This is a genomic window from Streptococcus oralis subsp. tigurinus, from assembly GCF_002093575.1.
Classification (GTDB): domain Bacteria; phylum Bacillota; class Bacilli; order Lactobacillales; family Streptococcaceae; genus Streptococcus; species Streptococcus oralis_CH.
Window position 1 is genome coordinate 46,581 of sequence record NZ_LNVH01000002.1, and the last position, 21,236, is coordinate 67,816.

Consider the following 21,236-nt stretch of genomic DNA (forward strand, 5'->3'; position numbering starts at 1 on the left):
TAAAGTCTAGACTTAATGCTATCATAACATTTTCTGTCTTCCGAAACAAGTCTGAAAGGACTATACTAATACCATCAACTGAAGGAAATAACTATCTTGAAAGGAGAAAAAATGACAACTAAACAAAGACGTTTGTCTATGGTGGCCTTGTTATTAGCCAATTTTATAGGCGGGCTCGATACCACCATGCTAAACACAGCTCTGCCTCAAATTATTAAGGACCTAAATGGTGTCAACCAGTTAGGGCTTCTAACTTCTATACTCTTATTCTTTATAGCATTAACGACCGTACTCTGGGGAAAACTAGGTGAAGTGATTGGCAATAAAAAAGCCTTTCAACTCGCGACCATTATCTTTCTTCTAGCCTCTCTTCTTGGTGGTCTATCATGGAATATTTGGGTCATGGTCTTTGCCAGAGGGATGATGGGATTGGGAATTGGTGGAATGGTTTCAATTCCCTACGTTATTTACGCCAAACTCTTCCCAGATAGTAAAGAGAGAGCAACCGCTCTTGGCTGGGTAACTGCTTTTTATAGCGTAGCTAGTATCCTAGGGCCTATCGTCGGTGGCTTTATTGTTGACTGGCTAGGTTGGTCATGGGTATTTTATAGTTTGATTCCCTTTGGAGTGATTTCCCTGATTCTGCTGCAATTGTTTTATCAGGAAAGGGTTGAATCTCATCGACCAAAAGTGGATTACTTTGGAAGTAGCCTCTTGGTTCTCGTTTCTGGTCTCTTACTTTACTGGATTAGCAATCTGATAAGTATATCCTTAGTTGCTCACATGATTTTAGGTCTTATTCTGGTGTTTGCTTGTATCCTTCTCTGGCAATGGGAAAAGAGAGTGGAAGATCCAATTCTGCCAATCAGTCTTTTGAAAAATAGTTCTTATATCACTAAAAATTTACTGATAGTGCTGATTTACGCTTTCACTATTGGGTACAGCATTTACGCTCCAATGTGGGCTCAAACCATCCTAAAAACAAATGCTACACTGGCAGGAGGAACCCAGATACTAAGTTCAATTGCAGTCATGCTAGCAACTCGCCTTGCTGCGAGTCTAATTGCCAAATGGGAGTTTAAGAAGCTGATTAATCTTGGATTTCTGTCTATTACTATTTCAGCTCTGATGATGGCGTTTGCTACTGAAGCAAGCTCTTATCTCTATATCGCAGGGAGTGGTGCTTTCCTTGGACTTGGTCAAGGACTAGTATTTCCGCCAGCTCAAGTGGCTTTTCAGGAAGCCGTTCCAAAAGAACAACTCAATATTGCGACAACTTTCAGTCTCTTAATGAGGACGCTGGGACAGACCTTTATGGCTTCTGTCTATGGTCTCGTATATGCCAGTCAAGCCAGTCTAAATAGTGGTGTATCTCAGTCTTATCAAGGTCTCCATCTCATTTTTATCCTTGGTCTTATCGCTGTGCTCCTAGGTTGGGTAATTAATCAAATCACTTGGAAGCTCTAATACTCTTCGAAAATCAAATTCAAACCACGTCAGCATCGCCTTACCGTACTCAAGTACAGCTTGCGGCTAGCTTCCTAGTTTGCTCTTTGATTTTCATTGAGTATAATATAACAATTTTACAAATAGAAAGAAGAATCATGATGAATATAAATGAACTAACAAACCGTTTAGAACTAAAAGAACTTGTCGACACTTTTTCAATCCTTGCTGACACAAAGGATGTGGATCAGCAGCTTCTATTATTCAAAGAAGATGCTCTGGTAACTTCCCGCATCTCTGGTCAACTAGGAAATAGCTACCAAGGTCGTCAAGAAATTGGAAAAGCCTTCACAAACTATCTCAATCTTTTTCACACAGTCTACCATATCAATGGTCAGCAGACAGTGACCTTTACAGACGACAAACATGCGACAGGCATTGCTTATTGTCAAGTGGTCCTCATTCGTGATGCTGACGGCAAAGAGATTCAACTGACGCAAGGTGTTCGTTACCATGACAGCTATGAAAAGATTGGTGGCAAATGGTTGATTGCAAAACGTGAGTCTAACTTTATGTGGTCACGAACAGATACAATTGAAAAATAAGGAGAAGAACATGAAAAGATTACTTTATCTAGCAGTTATTATCCTCAGCATTGCAGGATTAACCGCATGTAGTCAAGCTGAGAAAGGAAGTCAAATGAATCAGAGTGAATCTTCAGCAAGCCAAACTAGTTCAACAGAGACAGGGGTTGAGCAGGGGCAGATTGAAAGCAACACAACAGATCTCTCAAAGGAAGATCAAGAGGCTATTATTTCTCGCTATGAGGAATTGCAGCAAGCGCTGATTGATCAAAATATTCCAACATTAAAGCAACTCTTGCCTGATGATTATATCGCTGTTCACATCACTGGGCGACGTCAGACCAAGGAAGAGTGGTTGAAGGATATCGAGAATGGAGATATGAGGTATTTTCATTTTACAGATCTTCACTACCGTTTTAGCCAAGAAGGAAACCGTGTTCAGCTAGGAATTCGCCAACGGATTACGGCTAATATCTACGGTTCAGAAGGAACTTGGTCTATCCCTGGAACACGTGTATTTGAAAAACGGGACGGGGAGTGGCAGATTGTAGGCTAGGAAGATGCCGTATCGAGTTTTGAAAAGTTTTATCAATTATAGAAAGAGGAAATAAAATGACAAAACAAACTTATGTAGGTTTAAACAGTGGCTACGATATGCCACAAATGGGATTAGGAGTGTTTATGATTCCAGAAGGGAAAGCAACGGTCGAAGCTGTACGAACAGCCTTGGAGCTAGGTTATCGCCAGATTGATACTGCCCATGCTTATCAAAATGAGCGCTCAGTTGGACAAGCTGTGAAAGAATCAGGCATCCCTCGTGAGGATATTTTCATCACAACCAAGCTCTGGGTAAGTGATTATGGTTATGAAAAAAGCTTAGCTCAGATTGACAAGATGCTCGAACGACTTGATACAGACTATATTGACTTGCTCTTGCTTCATCAACCTGTGGGAGATTACCTTGGCGCTTATCATGCTATGGAAGAAGCCGTTAAACAAGGCAAGGTGCGCTCCATCGGTCTATCAAACTTTGAAGGAGAAGCGCTCGATGAAGTTTTAGAAGTTGCGAACATCAAACCAGCAGCGCTGCAAGTAGAATTCCACCCTTATGCCACACGCAGTGAATTACGAGAACAGTTGAAACCCTACAGTACTCGTATTGAAAGCTGGTATCCGTTAGGGCATGGAGATACCAATTTGCTCAATGAAGCAATCTTCTTAGATTTGGCTCAAAAGTATGGAAAATCTCCAGCTCAGATTATTCTACGTTGGCATATTCAAATGGGCAATCTGGTCTTTCCTAAGTCCACTTCTCGGGCTCATTTACAGGAAAATATTGATATTTTTGACTTTGAATTGTCTAATCAAGAAATGGCAGAAATTGCTACATTGGATAAAGACAAACGTTATTACGATACACCAATTGAGGAACGAGCAAAACTGTATCGTACGATCATTCCAAGAGATTAAGGGTGTTTTTTGGAAGATGCAGGAATAGTAGATAGATATAGAAGAAGTGTGATGGTTATTTATTACCAGAATGTGTTATACTGATATAAAAATAAAACTATTGTGTGACTGATACATCCCGACACTTGAATAGAAAGGATTGTTTGATGAAAAGAGAACCAATGATTATGGAAAAGGAACGTTTGGGAGCCTTTATTGACGCTGTACTGGCCATCATTATGACTATCTTGGTGTTGGAGTTGGAAAAACCAAAAACCTTTGATTTACAAGGGTTATGGGAGCTGAGAACAAACTTTCTTGCCTATGGTATTTCTTTCTTTTGGCTGGGAGCCATGTGGGTTAATATCCATTCATCTTCGCATCTCATTAAAAAGGTCAGCCAAAAAACAGTCTGGGCAACCATTGTCATGCTCTTTTTTTCCTCCCTCTTTCCCTATGCGACACAGCTCATAGCGACTCATTTCGACATGGGACCATGCAAGCATTCTATGGGGTAATTGTCTTACTCATTACATTTTCGGTATTATGGTATTACCGTACCTTGGATGAAGTGAATGACATAGCTCAGATGCATGCGCTCAGTCAAGATCGAAAACGTTGGATGCGATGGGATATTGGCATTAAAATGTTGGGGCTCATCTTGTCTCTGACAATCTTCCCGGCAGGAGTAGGACTGTCAGTCTTAGTAACACTTATATTTATCGTTATCCCGAGACAAATTGAAAAATAATTAGCCTTGCCTTCGTAATACGCAGACAAGGACTTCGCAGCAACTACAGCTAACCAGTGGCATACCATTGCGACCGCATCGACGATTTATACGACTTGATACTCTTCGAAAATCTCTTCAAACTACGTCAGCTTCGCCTTGCCGTATAGATGTTACTGACTTCGTCAGTTCTATCTGCAACCTCAAAACAGTGTTTTGAGCTGACTTCGTCAGTTCCATCTACAACCTCAAAGCACTGCTTTGAGCAGCCTGTGGCTAGCTTCCTAGTTTGCTCTTTGATTTTCATTGAGTATAAAAACAAGAACATTGTCCCTTGTTCAGAGTGTTTCTCGTGAAACCTATTTCTTATAAAAAACTTCTCCACAAAAAATAATTTGTGGAGTTTTTTCTATAATTAGTAGTTTAACCTAGCCTTCAAATAGGAGTATACTAATAATGTAATCGTTATCAAACCTAAAAATTCGATGAAATCAGTTTTTAGGAATAAAAAGGGAGGAAATTATGAAAAAGTTTTCAAAGACCTTGAGAGATAACTGGATTTTTCTCTTGATGGTTTTACCAGGGGCACTCTGGTTGATTCTATTCTTTTACATTCCAGTATTTGGGAATGTGGTCGCCTTTAAAGACTACCATATGACCAGTAATGGTTTCATAGATAGTATTGTGAATAGTAAATGGGTCGGGTTAGATAATTTCAGATTCTTGTTTAGTTCAAAAGATGCCTTTATCATCACTCGAAATACCGTTCTTTATAATCTCGGCTTTATCTTTATCGGTTTGATTGTATCAGTAGGGATTGCCATCATCCTCAGCGAGCTTCGCTCTAAGAGAATGGTTAAGATTTTCCAAACGTCTATGTTGTTCCCTTACTTCCTGTCATGGGTTATCATCAGTTTCTTTACAGATGCCTTCCTAAATATTGACAAAGGGGTCTTCAACCATTTCCTAACATCCATTGGCATGAAGGAAGTCAACTTCTACGCTGACTTAGGCATTTGGCCATACCTTCTCCTTTTCCTAGGTATTTGGAAAGGCTTTGGATATAGCAGTGTCATGTACTATGCGACGATCATGGGAATTGATCCAACCTACTACGAAGCAGCGACAGTGGACGGGGCTAGCAAGTGGCAACGCATTCGCAACGTAACCATTCCTCAGTTGACTCCGCTTGTAACAGTCTTGACCATCCTTGCAGTCGGAAATATCTTCCGTGCAGACTTCGGTCTCTTCTATCAAATCCCGCACAATGCTGGTCAGCTTTACAATGTAACCAACGTTTTGGATGTATATGTCTTTAATGGTTTGACTCAGACAGCAGATATCGGTATGGCTTCAGCAGCCGGTCTTTACCAATCCGTTGTCGGTTTGATTCTGGTTATCCTATCAAACTTGCTTGCAAGACGAGTCGATCCAAACTCAGCTTTGTTCTAGAAAGGAGGAGAATATGGCAGAAAAGAAAATTAAAAAAGAAAAAATCGATAATGTCGGCATTCACTCCTTCAGTAAGAAAGCAGATATCTTCTTTAGTATCATCTCTGGTTTGATTGCTCTTTCTTGTATCTTGCCCTTTATCTTCGTTATCATCATTTCGGTGACAGACGAAAAGAGCATCCTCCAGTATGGATATAGCTTTTTCCCTTCGAAGTTTGGTGTAGATGGATTCCAGTTCCTAGCTCAGTTTAAAGATAAGATCCTCCAAGCGCTCTTTATCTCAGTTTTTGTAACCGTAGTCGGAACAGTGACCAACGTCTTCATTACAACCACTTATGCCTACGCCATCTCACGGACAACCTTTAAGTACCGCAGATTCTTTACAATCTTCGCTCTTCTTAGTATGTTGTTCAACGCTGGTTTGGTACCCGGCTATATCGTGGTCACTCGTTTGCTTCAACTCGGTGATACAGTTTGGGCCTTGATTGTTCCAATGCTTCTCTCACCATTCAACATCATCTTGATGCGTTCCTTCTTCAAGAAGACCATTCCAGAAGCTATTCTAGAATCCGCTCGTATCGATGGTGCCAGTGAAGCCCGGATCTTCTTCCAGATTTGTTTGCCATTGTCACTTCCAGGTATCGCAACCATCACGCTTTTGACAGCTCTTGGTTTTTGGAACGACTGGTTCAACGCCCTTCTTTATATCAAGAGTGATAACTTGTATCCATTGCAATATTTGCTCATGCAAATCCAGCAAAATATGGACTACATTGCAAAAGCAGTCGGCCTTTCTGGTCAACTGGGAGTCGCTCTACCAAAAGAAACAGGTCGTATGGCCATGGTTGTTGTTGCAACCCTTCCAATCGCGATTCTGTATCCATTCTTCCAACGCTACTTTGTTAAAGGTTTGACGATCGGTGGTGTGAAAGAATAGCACTTGCTGAGAAACACCGTTTCTCTCTTCCCAACTTCATCATAGCGATTGAAGTTAAAAATCATTAAATCGTTTATAAGTTTAAAAACAAAAAAAGGAGTTTTTATCATGAAAAACTGGAAAAAATATGCTTTTGCATCTGCTAGCGTAGTCGCTTTGGCTGCTGGTCTTGCTGCTTGTGGAAACCTTACAGGTAACAACAAAAAAGCCGCAGATACTACTTCAGGTGAAAAAACTGTTATCAAAATGTACCAAATCGGTGACAAACCAGACAACTTGGATGAATTGCTAGAAAATGCAAACAAAATCATCGAAGAAAAAGTCGGTGCTAAATTGGATATCCAATACCTTGGATGGGGTGACTATGATAAGAAAATGTCTGTTATCACATCATCTGGTGAAAACTATGATATCGCATTTGCGTCTAACTATGTCGTAAATGCTCAAAAAGGTGCTTATGCTGACTTGACTGATTTGTACAAGAAAGAAGGAGCAGAGCTTTACAAAGCACTTGACCCAGCTTACATCAAAGGGAACACTGTAAACGGTAAGATCTATGCAGTACCAGTTGCAGCTAACGTTGCATCATCTCAAAACTTTGCCTTCAACGGAACTCTTCTTGAAAAATATGGTATTGACATTTCAGGTGTCACTTCATACGAAACACTTGAACCAGTCTTGAAACAAATCAAAGAAAAAGCTCCAGACGTAGTACCATTTGCGGTTACGAAGAACTTTATCCCATCTGATAACTTTGACTACCCAGTACCAAACGGACTTCCATTCGTTATCGACCTTGAAGGAGACACTACTAAGATCGTAAACCGTTACGAAGTACCTCGTTTCAAAGAACATTTGAAGACTCTTCACAAATTCTATGAAGCAGGATACATTCCAAAAGACGTAGCAACAAGCGACACTTCATTTGACCTTCAACAAGATACTTGGTTTGTTCGTGAAGAAACAGTAGGACCAGCTGACTACGGTAACAGCTTGCTCTCACGTGTTGCGAACAAAGACATCCAAATCAAACCAATCACTAACTTTATCAAGAAAAACCAAACAACACAAGTTGCTAACTTTGTCATTTCAAACAACTCTAAGAACAAAGAAAAATCAATGGAAGTGTTGAATCTCTTGAACACGAACCCAGAACTCTTGAACGGCCTTGTTTACGGTCCAGAAGGCAAGAACTGGGAAAAAATTGAAGGTAAAGAAAACCGTGTACGCGTCCTTGATGGCTACAAAGGAAATACTCACATGGGTGGATGGAACACTGGTAACAACTGGATCCTTTACATCAACGAAAACGTTACAGACCAACAAATCGAAGATTCTAAGAAACAATTGGCAGAAGCTAAAGAATCTCCAGCACTTGGATTTATCTTTAACACTGACAATGTGAAATCTGAAATCTCAGCAATCTCTAACACAATGCAACAATTCGATACAGCTATCAACACTGGTACTGTAGACCCAGATAAAGCAATCCCAGAATTGATGGAAAAATTGAAATCTGAAGGTGCCTACGAAAAAGTATTGAACGAAATGCAAAAACAATACGATGAATTCTTGAAAAACAAAAAATCATAAGAACGATTGATTTCGTGTATTCATTCCTAATTCCTAAAAATGTGATCACTGCCTTCCTTAGTTCTCTAGGGGAGGTAGTGATTTTTAGGATGTAAAAATGAAAAGAGTGGTTCTGAGGGTTTATGCGATGTGATACACATACTTCTATAGGGGATTTATTATGAAAAAGTATCAGCTTCTACTCAAAATAAGTGCAGTCTTCTCTTACCTGTTTTTCGTATTTGGTCTTTCTCAGCTGACGCTTATTGTCCAAAATTATTGGCAATTTTCTTCCCAGATTGGCAATTTCGTCTGGATTCAAAATCTCTTGAGTTTGCTATTTAGCGGAGTCATGATTTGGATTCTGGTTAAGACAGGCTATGGTTATCTCTTTCGCATTCCAAGAAAAAAATGGCTTTGCTATTCGATTTTGACAGTATCAGTGGTAGTGCTCCAGATCTCTTTTAACGTTCAGACAGCTAAACATGTTCAGTCAACTGCTGAAGGTTGGGCCGTATTAATCGGTTATAGTGGGACCAACTTTGCTGAGCTAGGTATCTATGTAACCCTGTTTTTTCTGACTCCACTGATGGAAGAGCTAATCTATAGAGGATTACTGCAACACGCCTTTTTTAAACATTCGAGATTTGGCCTTGATTTGCTTCTTCCTTCCATTTTATTTGCTCTTCCTCATTTTTCAAGCCTGCCTAGTTTGTTAGATATCTTCGTCTTTGCAACATCTGGCATCATCTTTGCTAGTTTGACCCGCTATACCAAGAGCATTTATCCTTCCTATGCGGTGCATGTGATCAATAATATTGTAGCGACCTTGCCATTTTTGCTGACTTTTTTACATAGGGTGTTTGGGTAAAATACTGGCAGGCGAGTTAGGAATTATAGTTTTGCAATTTATAAGCGAATTTCAGGAGGGAAATGAGTATGACACCATTAAAATGGTTTGCTGGAGGAAGTGAAAGACGTTGTGAAGCGATGACCATCATTGATTATCTATTGGAAGATATAAAGGATGTGCCTCAACTTACTCCCTTGAAAAATCAGTTAGTGATTTATAAAAAACGATTAGAGGATGATGGGACCTCTACTCCATTTATTCTGAGCCAAATGAACGTTGACATCTCACGTGTGTTGATTGACAATAAGCTGGGTTTGTCAGAAAGTCAAGCTAAGCAAATCAAAAAATTGAGAGAATTATCTGCGATTCGGTATGGTTACTGATGAAGTGCAGGGGTAGGACTCTTTCTACAATTTCCGGTCAAATAAATTGCATTCGTTTTCCCAAGTGGGTATACTAGTATAGTTGAATGAAAAATTCTGAAAATTTAAGAATAGAAAAGAGAACAAATCTTATGGCAAAAGATATTCGTGTCTTACTTTACTACCTTTATACTCCAATTGAAAACGCAGAGCAATTTGCGGCAGACCACCTGGCTTTCTGTAAATCAATCGGTCTCAAAGGCCGTATCCTCGTCGCTGACGAGGGGATTAACGGGACTGTTTCAGGTGACTACGAAACAACTCAAAAATACATGGACTACGTTCACAGTCTCCCAGGCATGGAAGACCTCTGGTTCAAGATTGACGAAGAAAGTGAACAAGCCTTCAAGAAGATGTTTGTTCGCTACAAGAAAGAAATTGTCCACCTTGGTTTGGAAGACAATGACTTTGACAACGACATCAACCCACTTGAAACAACAGGTGCTTACTTGTCTCCAAAAGAGTTCAAAGAAGCCCTTCTTGACGAAGATACAGTGGTTCTTGACACACGTAACGATTATGAGTATGACCTAGGACACTTCCGTGGGGCTATCCGCCCAGACATCCGTAACTTCCGTGAGTTGCCACAATGGGTTCGTGACAACAAGGAAAAATTCATGGACAAGCGTGTCGTGGTTTACTGTACAGGTGGCGTTCGCTGTGAGAAATTCTCAGGCTGGATGGTTCGTGAAGGTTACAAAGATGTCGGCCAATTGCACGGAGGAATCGCAACTTATGGTAAAGACCCAGAAGTCCAAGGCGAGCTTTGGGATGGGAAAATGTACGTCTTTGACGAGCGTATCGCAGTCGATGTCAACCATGTCAACCCAACCATCGTAGGGAAAGACTGGTTTGATGGAACACCTTGTGAACGCTATGTCAACTGTGGAAATCCCTTCTGTAACCGTCGTATCTTGACATCAGAAGAAAATGAAGACAAGTACCTTCGTGGATGCTCACACGAGTGCCGTGTTCACCCACGCAACCGCTATGTTTCAGAAAATGAATTGACACAAGCAGAAGTAATCGAGCGCCTAGCAGCTATCGGTGAAAGCTTGGATCAAGTCGCTACTGTATAACATCAAACAGTCCTTAGGGGCTGTTTTTCTATGCTTTATATCTAAAAAACTAAAGTTTGTTTCTGTATCTTTCAGGAAAATAGGTTATACTATATGTAAACGATTTCAAAGGAGGCCAGTTATGGCGAAAACATTTTTTATCCCAAATAAAGAAAGCATTCTAGGACAACAGGAGGTCTTGACTGCCAAGTCCATCTTGGCCTTGGTGGAGGGCTTGGAGTCGCATAGTTATGATGCAGTCTATCTCCGTCAGCCCCTCAATCGTCTCGAGTATATCGAGTGTGGGATTGTTGGTAAGTCGCAATTTCTCTTCAAAGTGAACTATGCGGATAGTCGAAAAGGCTATCAAGTGGTGATTCCAGACTTCCTTACTAGAGCGGACTGGAAGATTGTAGAAGCTCTCCTCCAAGCCCTATCAAACAAGTTGGGGCAAGTGGTAGAAGGGTTAGAAGGTTTTGATTTTGAAGCTTATTTCCGACAAACAGTCAAGCATTATCTAGCGGATAAGGCAGCTCGTCTAGTATACTGCCAAGGTCTCTTGTCCCCTATCTATCTCAACAAGGAATACCTCGAGAGCTTTTTGGCTGAGGATGGATTGGCACGTTTTGAAGAGCTGGTCAAGAAGGTTCAAGGCTCTGATGCCTACCTTGCCAGTGTAAAATTTTACCCAGACGCCCAAGGAAAGGTGCACGGTATCTACCATCTAGCTCAGGGAGTCAAGACAATTTTACCTAAGGAACCCTTTGTACCAGCATCCTATACTGAGCAGTTAGCAGGCAAGGAACTTGTTTGGGAGATTGACCTAGTGACGATTTCTGGTGATGGGTCAAAAGCAGAAGACTACGAATCCATCGCTCGCTTGGATTATGAAAAATTCCTAGAGTCACTACCAAAAGCATTTTACCAGCAATTAGATGCTAATCAATTAGAAGTACAAGCCATTTTGGGAAAAGATTTTGAAGAATTGGCAAGCATCGAATAGGCCTTGTTTAAAAAAGAGTAAGCATAAAAATCCCTGTCATTAACAAATGGCAGGGATTTTAGTTAAAAGAAGGTCAGGATGCGAAGGTAGTCTACTGTCAGCGCGAGCTCTGCAATGAAGAAGGGTAAGAGAATAGCACCATCAAGTAAGACAGCTAGTAAGAAACGATAGAATGGGTCAAGGCCACTAGTCTTACTTGGCTTGCTAATCACAAAGAGATTTCCAAGGGCAATGATGGCCAGGCTCAGGAGAGTGAGGATGCTAGCAAATCGTAAGCCACCAAAGAGTGCAAAGAAACTTGCTAGAGCTGTTAGGACAAGCGGGATAGCAAAGAGTCGGCTGTAACGATCGCAAGCTTCTTGGAATGTGAATTCGCTCTCCTGGTCCAGCACACGTCTGACGGTAAATCCCCCCAAAATGATGGAAAAATAAAATAGAGTGCTAGCGACCAAGATAGAAACCCCAGCAAAGAGATCTAAAGGTGGGAGCTGGTTAGGAGAACCATTAGCAATAGAAATCATATAGCCATAGTAGAGGTGCTTGATATGATAGATACTAAAGAAAAGGTTAATCGAAGACAGCAAAGTGAGCAGGCCAAAGACACTGTAACGATGCTTTTGGTCCGTAGTCTTGCTGGTAGTTGGTTCTTGGATAGCACCCAGCAGCCAAGTCCAAAATAGTGCGATTTCTTCTTTGAATCGGGCAGTTTTACGAGGGTCAATATCTGGGATATAGGGGCTTTCTAAAGCCTTGCTGAGGATACTTTTCTCTTTTGCAGGGGTTTCTGGCTTGTGTTCCTCTTCAGCTTTCCCTTCTCCCTCTTCCTCGGTTTGGGTTTCTTCTATCGTTTCGGAAGTTTCCTCCTCATGGGTTTCCATCTCTTTAGGTGAGACAGAAGTTTCTTCGCTTACTTGTGGTTCAGCTTCCACAGTTTCTGAAGTCTCAGGTTCGTCGGGTTGGATTTCTGATTTCGTCTGAGGTGATTTCTTCTCAAGATCGGCACTTTCAAACCATTCTTGTGTCATGGTGGAACCTCCTTTTTTATGGTCGTTTTCTATCTTTAGACTAGCAGATAAAAGCGTTTTTGTCAATGATTTCTAGGTGGAGCAGAGTACTCTTCTTCCTTGGGGAGGTAGATATCCTGATTGGCTTTTATAATGAGCATATCCTTAACATCTGTTTTGTCTGTCTTGTAGGGGTTGGCAAGTTCATTCTCTTTTTGTCTAGGGTGTTCTCTTTGAGCTTTACGATAAATACCGCCATGCTGAGAAGAAATGTCTAGATTGATACGATCGAATTCTGCCTTAGAAAGAAAGAGTCTTAAGTCGTTATGAGAGTCTAGCTCAACCTTACCGCGAACCTTAATATTCTCAGCATAGATGTGTTCCTCTTCGGTCTTGACCTGGCTATCTGTCAATTCGGTATCAAAGATATTGATAATACGAGGTGTCGTTAGTGTACTGTTTTTGATAGAGCTTTCTGTTATTCTTAAGAGATAGCCTTTTGTTTTAATTGTCGCATTTTCAAGGTTGGCTTGCCGGATAGTGGTCTGTCCACGATTGGCTGAGACGGTGATAGCTTGCAGCTTTCTTCCTTTAGGGAGGGAGAGAATGACTTCGTCAAAACGGTGAGAATAACTGCTGGCAATACGAAGTAGGCCTTCGATTCCTGAACCGAGAAAACGATGTTGGGAGGCTTGTTTGTCAGTGATGCTCAGTGTTTTGTCACTCATGCCAGTAGTCAGATCGTGACGACCAGACACGGAAGGATGATAGGTGATATGGATCTTGTCATCTACAGACTCTGTGATGGTTAGGCTATGTTCTTCAAGGGTCAAATCAAGTTTTTCCACTTCATTTCCAAAGGTCACTTCTTCGATACGATTGTCATAGACGGGGTCTTTTGACATGGCAAGTAAACTTTGAATACCATTGGACTGCGCGCCTACAATGATCATGATAAAACCAAGGATTGTAGAAACCACACCAAAAATGAGAAATCCTTTTGTCAATTTACGCATGTCTATCACCTCTCTTTCCTTTTTTAAGAATCCATTGTGCTAAGCGGACGACCAGGAGGCCAAAGAAACGAGCTACATAGGAGATACCTAGTAGAACAAGAGAAGAAGCACCGATAGAAAGCAAACCGGCCCCAAAAATCAAGATAAAGGCAGATTTGGCTTCGACTAGGACGCTAAAGCTCTCTACGATAAAGAGTCCACCTAGCAGGATACCCGTCACAGAGACGGTAAAGAAGGCTAGAATGACGGAGGCAGCCGCGATAAAAATACCGATGATTGCCATGAGGATGCCGATCCCGACCGGAATTCCGATAGGAGCTACTAGCAGGGCCAGGAGGGCAATGTGTAGCAGTTGGCGGTCATTCTTTTGAGCAGGTGCTTCATTGACTTTTTTATCGAGAAGATCAGAGAGGATATCATGGGCCGCTTCTTTTGGTGTTCCTAGACTGGCAATGAGCTCTTCTTCGCCCTCAGAGCCAGCATCGTCAAATAGTTCCTTAAAGTAGTCCATAGCTTCGATGCGGTCAGCTTCAGGCAGTTTATGGAGATAGGTTTCTAACTGAGTCAGATAGTCAGTTCTTGTCATGGCGGATACTCCCTTCTATGATGCCGTTGACGGTGTCGGTATAGAGCGTCCACTCTTCCTTTAGAGTAACGAGCTGCTCTACGCCCCGATTGGTCAAGGAGTAGTATTTGCGCATACGCCCCTGAAACTCTCTAGAGTAGGTGGTCAGAAAGCCACTGGCTTCCAATTTTTTGAGAATGGGATAGAGCGTAGATTCTTTGATATTGGCGATGAGCTTAATAGTTTGACTAATCTCATAACCATAAGAATCCCCCTGCTCCAGTACAGCCAAGATGAGAAACTCGATCAAGGCAGAGGATGTTGGGAAGTACATGGGAAACCTCCTTTATATTATATAAAAATTTTATATATACTCTTTTCAAATATATTGTATCTCAAGTTGAAAGCCCTGTCAAGAAATATGTGTAAAAATTTTACATATAAAAAACTCCTAGTAAAAACTAGAAGTTTAAAGGATTTTTTCAGACCGATCCACCATAAAGAGTGAGACGGTCATGATGATATCGATGACTAGAAGGGCAAGGACAGCTGGGATCCAAGATTGAAAAAGTTCAAAACTATAACCAAACAAGGTAGGTCCAAAAGCAGCTAAGATGTAGCCTCCTGTTTGCGCTAGTCCTGATAGCTGAGCGGTCTTTTCAGGAGAACTGGTTTTAAGAGAAAAACAAACCATGAGGTAGGGGAAGAGGGCACTGCAGGCCGTTCCAATCAAGAGATGGACGACTAACCAGTAGAGGAAATTATTGGTTGGATACAAGAGCATGGCAATTCCTGTCAGCCCAGCGATAGAGATAATTGCTAGCATGATTCGACGGTGACCATCTGATAGACGAGTCGTTAGACTTGGAACAGTCATTGAAAAAGGAATGCTGATCAGTGAGAAAATAGAAGCGAGGAGAGCCATATCATTATTAGAAAGGCCAGCACTAACAGCCATCGTTGGCAACCAGGTCATACTTGTATAAAAGAGCAAGGACTGAAGCCCGCCAAAGATAATGATAGCCCAGACATCTTTACTTTTTAGAATATTCTCTTTGACTTGCTTTTCTTTTTGGCTTTCTAGGTGGTGGTTATGGCGATGATTTGGCAACCAGACTAGCAGAGTGACCAGACAGAGAAAGCTGAGAACGAGGATGAGGCCCTTCCAAGAACTAGCTTGGGTGATAGGGACGGATAGATAAGAAGCGATGGCTGTCGAAATTCCCATGGCAGTGACATAGAGAGTTGTTAGGAAACTAATCTTTTGAGGCTGATTTGCCTGGATCATACTTGGGAGCAGTACATTGAAGATCGCAATGCTTGCTCCCACAATTAGGGTCCCTAGATAGAGAAGGGGAAGATTGAAAATCCGAATGACAGAGCCAACAGTTAAGAGGAGGAGACAGTAAGTAAAGAGATGTTCCAACCCGATTTTTTGTGCCAAGCGGCTTGCAAAAGCAGAGAAAAGAGCAAACATCAAGAGAGGGAGACTGGTTAAAATCCCAAGAGAGCTAACCTCCACTCCTAGTCCCTGAGCAATATCTCCTAAAATAGTTGGAAGAGCAGTGAAAGGAGAGCGTAAAACAGTCCCGATTAAGACAATTCCTAGGATAAAAAAGAGTGATTGTTTTTTCATAAAAACCTCGATAGGATGATTTTAATAACAGCTTATTTTAAGTTTTTTTCCTTATAATGTCAAGTAATGACAGCTAAGAAAGTTCGATTGATTTAAGCAAGAATAGAGTGAAAGGAGATACATTTCTTTACTAGAATTTTCCTTGATTTGATATAAAAATAGGAAAGTGAGAAAATTTGTGATAAAATAGTGGAAGGAAATCTATATATTGGAGAAAAACGGTGCCTGAAAAGCAAAAAATCAGCGTCTTGATGTCGGTCTATGTAAAGGAAAATCCGACGTTTTTGAGAGATGCTATCAAAAGTGTTCAAAATCAAACCTTGAAACCGAGTGAACTTGTTCTTGTTGAGGATGGGCCCCTCACGCCTGAGCTCTATCAGGTGCTAGATGAGGTGGAAGCTCAGTCAGACATTCCAGTGAAACGGTGCCCCTTAGAGCAAAATCAAGGTTTAGGCTTGGCTCTTCGTTACGGTGTTTTGCAGTGCCAGCATGACATTATTGCCCGCATGGATACGGATGATTTAGCCGTTCCGGATCGTTTTGAGAAACAGCTTCAACTAATGGAGAAAGAAAATCTCGATCTCTTAGGTGGGCAGATTGCAGAGTTTATTGATAATCCAGATGAGATTGTGTCTTATCGTCGTGTTCCAACTCAGCACGCAGACATTGTGGCTTATCAGAGAATGAGAAGCGCTTTTAACCATATGACAGTCATGTTCAAAAAGGACATGGTCCTCAAGGCGGGCAACTACGAAGACGGGCTTTACATGGAGGATGATCTCCTTTGGCTCAATATGATTACGGCAGGTGCCAAGACTGGCAACCTAGATCAAATCTTGTGTAAGGTTCGTGTAGGTGCCGGGATGTTTGAGCGTCGAGGTGGCTTGCGTTACCTTAAATTCTACCGTCAAGCTCGCCAACGGATGCTGGAGCGAGGGCAAATTTCTTACAGGGAATATGCTAAAAGTATGTTCATTCAGGCAATTGTTGCACTTTGTCCAGGTTTTGTTCGTCAGTTTATCTTTGTCAAACTTTTAAGAAAGAGCAAGTAAGACCTGATAGATTGAACGATTCGGGTTATCATAACAATAGTATCATCTGACTCTTTTAAGGGGGAGTAAATTCCTATGAATAAAAAACTAACAGATTACGTGATTGATCTGGTTGAAATTTTAAATAAACAGCAAAAACAAGTATTTTGGGGGATATTTGATATTCTGAGTATGGTGGTTTCCATCATCGTATCTTATATCTTGTTTTATGGCCTTATAAATCCTGCGCCTGTGGACTATGTGATCTACACTCTTTTAGCCTTCCTTCTCTATCAAATCATAATTGCATTTTGGGGGCTGAATGCTAGTATTAGTCGCTACAGTAAGATTACGGATTTTATGAAAATCTTTTTTGGAGTGACACTCAGTAGTGTTCTTTCTTATGGAATCTGCTATGCCTTTCTTCCATTATTTTCTATCCGTTTCATCGTGCTCTTCATTTTGTTGAGTACCTTCCTCATCTTGCTTCCTCGCATCACCTGGCAGTTGATTTATTCTAAACGTAAAAAGGGTAGTGGAGATGGAGAGCATCGCCGTACCTTCTTGATTGGTGCGGGAGATGGTGGTGCCCTCTTTATGAATAGCTACCAACATCCAACCAGTGAGCTTGAGATAGTGGGGATTTTGGACAACGATGAAAAGAAAAAAGGGCAAAAACTAGGTGGAATCCCAGTCCTAGGCTCTTATGACAATCTACCTGAATTGGCCAAACGTCACCAAATCGAGCGTGTTATCGTAGCAATCCCTTCGCTCGATCCATCAGAGTATGAACGTATCTTGCAGATGTGTAATAAACTAGGTGTCAAATGTTACAAGATGCCTAAAGTTGAGACAGTTGTTCAAGGATTACATCAATCAGGTAGTGGTTTCCAAAAAATTGATATCACAGACCTTTTGGGCCGTCAGGAAATTCGCCTTGACGAATCACGTCTGGGTGCAGAAATTACAGGTAAGACCATCTTGGTGACAGGAGCCGGCGGTTCGATTGGTTCTGAAATTTGTCGCCAGATTAGCCGCTTCAACCCAGAGCGTATCGTCTTGCTTGGACATGGTGAAAATTCAATCTACCTTATTTATCATGAGTTGATTCGTAAATTCCAAGGGATTGATTATGTTCCTGTCATTGCAGATATTCAGGATTATGATCGTCTTTTACAAGTGTTTGAACAGTACAAACCAGCTATCATCTACCATGCTGCAGCCCACAAACATGTTCCAATGATGGAGCGCAATCCAAAAGAAGCCTTCAAGAACAATATCCTCGGGACCTACAATGTTGCCAAGGCTGTTGATGCAGCCAAGGTGCCTAAGATGGTCATGATTTCGACTGACAAGGCGGTCAATCCACCGAATGTTATGGGCGCAACCAAGCGCGTGGCAGAGTTGATTGTCACTGGCTTTAACCAACGTAGCAAATCAACCTACTGTGCAGTCCGTTTTGGGAATGTTCTCGGTAGCCGTGGTAGCGTGATTCCTGTCTTTGAACGCCAGATTGCTGAAGGTGGTCCTGTAACGGTGACAGACTTCCGTATGACACGTTACTTCATGACCATTCCAGAGGCTAGCCGTCTGGTAATCCATGCTGGTGCTTATGCCAAGGACGGAGAAGTCTTTATCCTTGATATGGGCAAACCCGTTAAGATCTACGACTTGGCTAAGAAAATGGTCCTTCTAAGCGGGCACACAGAAAGTGAAATTCCAATCGTTGAAGTCGGTATTCGTCCAGGCGAAAAACTTTACGAAGAACTCTTGGTTTCGACCGAATTGGTTGATAACCAAGTCATGGATAAGATTTTCGTTGGTAAGGTTAACGTCATGCCTCTAGAAGCCATCGATCAAAAGATTGAAGAATTCCGTTCACTCAGCGGAGATGAGCTCAAAGAAGCGATTATTTCCTTTGCAAATGAGACAACCCACGTTGAGTAAGAGCGTCCAACCAATTAATTATAAATAAAAGGCCAGGGTTCTGTTTGTACAGGACCTTGGCCTTTTTACTCTGTAATTTCAAATCGTTGTATTATTTACAGTTGCTTAATGATATCGTCAATGGTATGGGCAATCCAGTCAGGTTGATAGCTGAGCAAATCAGCCTCTTCTCCAAATCCCCAAGTAACAGCGAACTTTTTAATGCTAGTTTCTTGGGCTCCAATCATATCAAACTTGGTGTCCCCGATGATGAGGACTTGGTCTGCAGGGAGTCGATGCGTTTGCAAGGCATAACGGATGACATCCGCCTTGTGAGGTGTTTCAGGACTGGAACCATAAATGCCATCAAAGAAATGATGGATTCCCAGATTTTTAGTCATATCATGAGCAGTAGGAGTATTCTTTGTTGTAGTGATGTAGAGAGGGTAGTTTTGTGAAAGTTCTTGGAGTAATTCCGTTATTCGGGGGAAGAGTTGGGCTTCGTGGATCCCTTTTTTCTTGTAGTAAGAACGATAGATTTGGACAGCTTCCGAGATTTGCTCCTTCGGAAGACATGTTGCAAAACTATTTTCAAGTGGCGGTCCCATGAAACTACGAATGGTTTTGGCATCAGGGCTTGGAACTCCTAGCTCTTTAAAGGTATGGGTAAAGGCATTGTGGATCCCGAGGGAACTGTCAACCAGGGTTCCGTCTAGATCAAAAAAGATTGCTGAGATAGAGGGCATAGTTTCTCCTAATAGATAAGCTTATTCTCCGAAGATTTCTTTTTGTAGGCGACGACCAGTAGGAGTGGCAGCGAGTCCACCCTCAGCCGTTTCACGAAAGGCAGTTGGAAGGCTCGATCCGACTTGGTACATGGCATCGATGACTTCGTCAACAGGGATCTTAGACTCGATACCTGCTAAGGCCATATCTGCCGCGATAAAGGCAAAACTGGCTCCCATGGCATTTCGTTTGACACATGGAACCTCAACCAGACCAGCGACGGGATCGCAGATGAGGCCCAGCATATTTTTAATGACAAAGGCGATGGCTTGACTAGCCTGATAGGGGGTCCCACCTGCAGCCAAGGTCAAGGCTGCGGCACTCATGGCGGAGGCAGAACCAACCTCGGCCTGGCAGCCACCTTCAGCACCTGAGATAGAAGCGTTGTTTGCGATGACTAGTCCAAAGGCACCCGCAGCAAAGAGGAAATCCAGCTGTTCTTCGTGACTAAGGCCTAGTTTTTGGATAGCAGCAGTGAGAACGGCTGGCAAACAACCAGCACTTCCTGCGGTTGGAGTGGCGCAGACCAAACCCATCTTCGCATTGTGTTCATTGACCGCGATGGCATTACGGGCTGCTGATAGGATAGTAAAGTCAGACAAGGCCTTACCACTTTTGAGATGGCGGTCTAGTTTGGCCGCATCTCCACCCGTTAGGCCACTACGGGATTTGTTCTCACTGAGACCGAGCTCAACAGAGGCTTTCATGACTTCTAGATTGCGTTCCATGAGGAGGAGAACTTCTGCACGTTCTCGACCGGTTAATTGATATTCTGTCGCAATCATGAGTTCTGCGACATTTCCTTGGAAGTCTAGATCCGCCTGCTCGACCAATTCTTTGATAGAATAAAACATGTTTCCTCCTACTTAAAGAAATTGACATTGTGGAGATGAGGGATTTTTCGGATTTCTTCAATCGCCTCTTCGCAACTTCGACTATCGACTTCGATAATCATGATGGCTTTTTCTCCAGCTTTTTCTCGAGTCACATTCATCTGAGCGATGTTGATATCGAAACGAGAGAGGGCTTCAGTAACATGGGCAATCATACCTGGAACATCCTGATGCACGATGATGATGGTCGGGGTATTCATATTAAGAGAGACAGCAAAGCCGTTAAGTTCCGTAACTTGGATATTTCCTCCACCGATGGAAATTCCTGTCACACTAATGGATTTGTGTTCATTCTTCACAGTAATTTTAGTGGTATTAGGGTGAGGAGCGTTGCTGTCTTTCTGAATGGTCCAGACAATCTTGATACCGCGTTTATGGGCAATCTCTAGGCTATTTGGAATGTCGGGATCGTCTGTATCCATACCTAAAATACCAGCGACGAGAGCAAGGTCAGTTCCATGACCACGGTAGGTCTTGGCAAATGAATTAAATAATTGGAATTCGACTTCTGTTGGCGTATCGTCAAAGATGGAGGAGACGATTTTCCCAATACGAACAGCTCCAGCTGTGTGGCTACTTGATGGGCCAATCATGACTGGTCCGATAATATCAAAGACAGATTGAAAACGAAGTGATTGCATCTGTTTCCCCTTATAAAGATTCTTATAACTATTATATCAAAGAATGGACCTCTGCGCTTATTTCCCTTATCAAAAGCTCAAAATGATTAAAGATGGTATAAAATAAGGCCTTTTGTGACAAAAACCTCCTTAAAACGGTAAATATAAAACATTTTTGTAATATTTCTACATATAACCGTTAAACAACGGTAACATTTAAAAGGTATCATAGATATATTCAATGGAAGGAGAA

The 21,236-nt window shown here is 41.9% G+C and carries 21 protein-coding genes and 1 pseudogene; 14 read left to right on the forward strand and 8 right to left on the reverse strand.

The genetic code is table 11. From position 1 onward, the window contains the following. Positions 1-111: 111 nt before the first annotated feature. The 12 genes and pseudogenes from ATE37_RS02915 to ATE37_RS02980 all read left to right on the forward strand — a co-directional run bounded on the left by ATE37_RS02915 (position 112) and on the right by ATE37_RS02980 (position 11,506). Positions 112-1,467 (forward strand): MFS transporter, encoded by a 1,356-nt coding sequence (locus ATE37_RS02915; protein WP_084867687.1) that lies wholly within the window; start codon positions 112-114, stop codon positions 1,465-1,467. Positions 1,468-1,604: 137 nt separating this feature from the next. After that, positions 1,605-2,051: a nuclear transport factor 2 family protein gene (locus ATE37_RS02925; RefSeq protein WP_241502094.1), complete on the forward strand. Its 447-nt coding sequence runs from the start codon at positions 1,605-1,607 to the stop codon at positions 2,049-2,051. 10 nt (positions 2,052-2,061) lie between these two features. Continuing rightward, positions 2,062-2,586: a nuclear transport factor 2 family protein gene (locus ATE37_RS02930; RefSeq protein ID WP_084867690.1), complete on the forward strand. Its 525-nt coding sequence runs from the start codon at positions 2,062-2,064 to the stop codon at positions 2,584-2,586. A gap of 56 nt (positions 2,587-2,642) precedes the next feature. Continuing rightward, positions 2,643-3,500 (forward strand): aldo/keto reductase, encoded by an 858-nt coding sequence (locus ATE37_RS02935; RefSeq protein WP_084867692.1) that lies wholly within the window; start codon positions 2,643-2,645, stop codon positions 3,498-3,500. A gap of 167 nt (positions 3,501-3,667) precedes the next feature. Then, positions 3,668-4,230, forward strand: a pseudogene (locus ATE37_RS02940) (TMEM175 family protein). A 501-nt stretch (positions 4,231-4,731) separates the two neighbouring features. Beyond that, the gene (locus ATE37_RS02950) at positions 4,732-5,661 is read left to right on the forward strand and encodes an ABC transporter permease (RefSeq protein ID WP_000714584.1); all 930 of its coding nucleotides are present in this window, start codon (positions 4,732-4,734) and stop codon (positions 5,659-5,661) included. 13 nt (positions 5,662-5,674) lie between these two features. Then, on the forward strand, positions 5,675-6,598 hold the full coding sequence (locus ATE37_RS02955; protein WP_000818344.1) for a carbohydrate ABC transporter permease: 924 nt from the start codon (positions 5,675-5,677) through the stop codon (positions 6,596-6,598). 108 nt (positions 6,599-6,706) lie between these two features. After that, a complete protein-coding gene (locus tag ATE37_RS02960) occupies positions 6,707-8,191 on the forward strand; it encodes an ABC transporter substrate-binding protein (protein ID WP_084867693.1) in 1,485 nt (494 codons plus the stop codon). Between the two features lie 160 nt (positions 8,192-8,351). Further along, a complete protein-coding gene (locus ATE37_RS02965; RefSeq protein ID WP_084867695.1) occupies positions 8,352-9,041 on the forward strand; it encodes a CPBP family intramembrane glutamic endopeptidase in 690 nt (229 codons plus the stop codon). A 68-nt stretch (positions 9,042-9,109) separates the two neighbouring features. After that, a complete protein-coding gene (locus ATE37_RS02970) occupies positions 9,110-9,406 on the forward strand; it encodes a bacteriocin immunity protein (protein ID WP_180382753.1) in 297 nt (98 codons plus the stop codon). Between the two features lie 131 nt (positions 9,407-9,537). Continuing rightward, positions 9,538-10,524, forward strand: a complete 987-nt coding sequence (gene trhO / locus ATE37_RS02975) for an oxygen-dependent tRNA uridine(34) hydroxylase TrhO (RefSeq protein WP_001030023.1) — start codon at positions 9,538-9,540, stop codon at positions 10,522-10,524. 121 nt (positions 10,525-10,645) lie between these two features. Further along, positions 10,646-11,506 carry a DUF4299 family protein gene (locus ATE37_RS02980; RefSeq protein ID WP_084867698.1) on the forward strand — a complete coding sequence of 287 codons (861 nt, stop codon included), beginning with the start codon at positions 10,646-10,648 and terminating at the stop codon, positions 11,504-11,506. Between the two features lie 62 nt (positions 11,507-11,568). Here the strand turns inward: ATE37_RS02980 and ATE37_RS02985 are convergent, their stop codons facing one another. The 5 genes from ATE37_RS02985 to ATE37_RS03005 form a co-directional block, all read right to left on the reverse strand. Then, positions 11,569-12,531, reverse strand: a complete 963-nt coding sequence (locus ATE37_RS02985) for a DUF6574 domain-containing protein (RefSeq protein ID WP_084867700.1) — start codon at positions 12,529-12,531, stop codon at positions 11,569-11,571. A gap of 62 nt (positions 12,532-12,593) precedes the next feature. Then, positions 12,594-13,526 carry a DUF4097 family beta strand repeat-containing protein gene (locus ATE37_RS02990; protein ID WP_084867701.1) on the reverse strand — a complete coding sequence of 311 codons (933 nt, stop codon included), beginning with the start codon at positions 13,524-13,526 and terminating at the stop codon, positions 12,594-12,596. Then, the gene (locus ATE37_RS02995) at positions 13,519-14,112 is read right to left on the reverse strand and encodes a DUF1700 domain-containing protein (protein WP_084867703.1); all 594 of its coding nucleotides are present in this window, start codon (positions 14,110-14,112) and stop codon (positions 13,519-13,521) included. Before ATE37_RS02995 ends, ATE37_RS02990 begins: the two co-directional genes overlap by 8 nt. After that, positions 14,099-14,425, reverse strand: coding sequence for a PadR family transcriptional regulator (locus ATE37_RS03000; protein ID WP_000273860.1), 327 nt, complete (start codon positions 14,423-14,425; stop codon positions 14,099-14,101). Before ATE37_RS03000 ends, ATE37_RS02995 begins: the two co-directional genes overlap by 14 nt. A 135-nt stretch (positions 14,426-14,560) precedes the next feature. Beyond that, on the reverse strand, positions 14,561-15,727 hold the full coding sequence (locus ATE37_RS03005; RefSeq protein WP_084867704.1) for a CynX/NimT family MFS transporter: 1,167 nt from the start codon (positions 15,725-15,727) through the stop codon (positions 14,561-14,563). Positions 15,728-15,948: 221 nt separating this feature from the next. Between ATE37_RS03005 and ATE37_RS03010 the strand changes: the two genes are divergently transcribed. Together ATE37_RS03010 and ATE37_RS03015 are read left to right on the forward strand one after the other, a co-directional pair. Then, positions 15,949-16,779, forward strand: coding sequence for a glycosyltransferase (locus tag ATE37_RS03010; protein ID WP_033584751.1), 831 nt, complete (start codon positions 15,949-15,951; stop codon positions 16,777-16,779). Between the two features lie 75 nt (positions 16,780-16,854). After that, a complete protein-coding gene (locus tag ATE37_RS03015) occupies positions 16,855-18,705 on the forward strand; it encodes a polysaccharide biosynthesis protein (RefSeq protein ID WP_084852812.1) in 1,851 nt (616 codons plus the stop codon). Between the two features lie 95 nt (positions 18,706-18,800). Here ATE37_RS03015 and ATE37_RS03020 read toward each other — a convergent pair whose 3' ends face one another. Genes ATE37_RS03020 through sdaAB form a run of 3 tightly spaced genes read right to left on the reverse strand, consistent with a single transcriptional unit; the run spans position 18,801 to position 21,004 of the window. Then, the gene (locus tag ATE37_RS03020; RefSeq protein WP_084867706.1) at positions 18,801-19,430 is read right to left on the reverse strand and encodes an HAD hydrolase-like protein; all 630 of its coding nucleotides are present in this window, start codon (positions 19,428-19,430) and stop codon (positions 18,801-18,803) included. A 21-nt stretch (positions 19,431-19,451) separates the two neighbouring features. Further along, positions 19,452-20,324, reverse strand: coding sequence for an L-serine ammonia-lyase, iron-sulfur-dependent, subunit alpha (gene sdaAA / locus ATE37_RS03025; RefSeq protein ID WP_084867707.1), 873 nt, complete (start codon positions 20,322-20,324; stop codon positions 19,452-19,454). Between the two features lie 8 nt (positions 20,325-20,332). Beyond that, on the reverse strand, positions 20,333-21,004 hold the full coding sequence (gene sdaAB, locus ATE37_RS03030) for an L-serine ammonia-lyase, iron-sulfur-dependent subunit beta (RefSeq protein ID WP_057488864.1): 672 nt from the start codon (positions 21,002-21,004) through the stop codon (positions 20,333-20,335). Positions 21,005-21,236 lie beyond the last annotated feature (232 nt).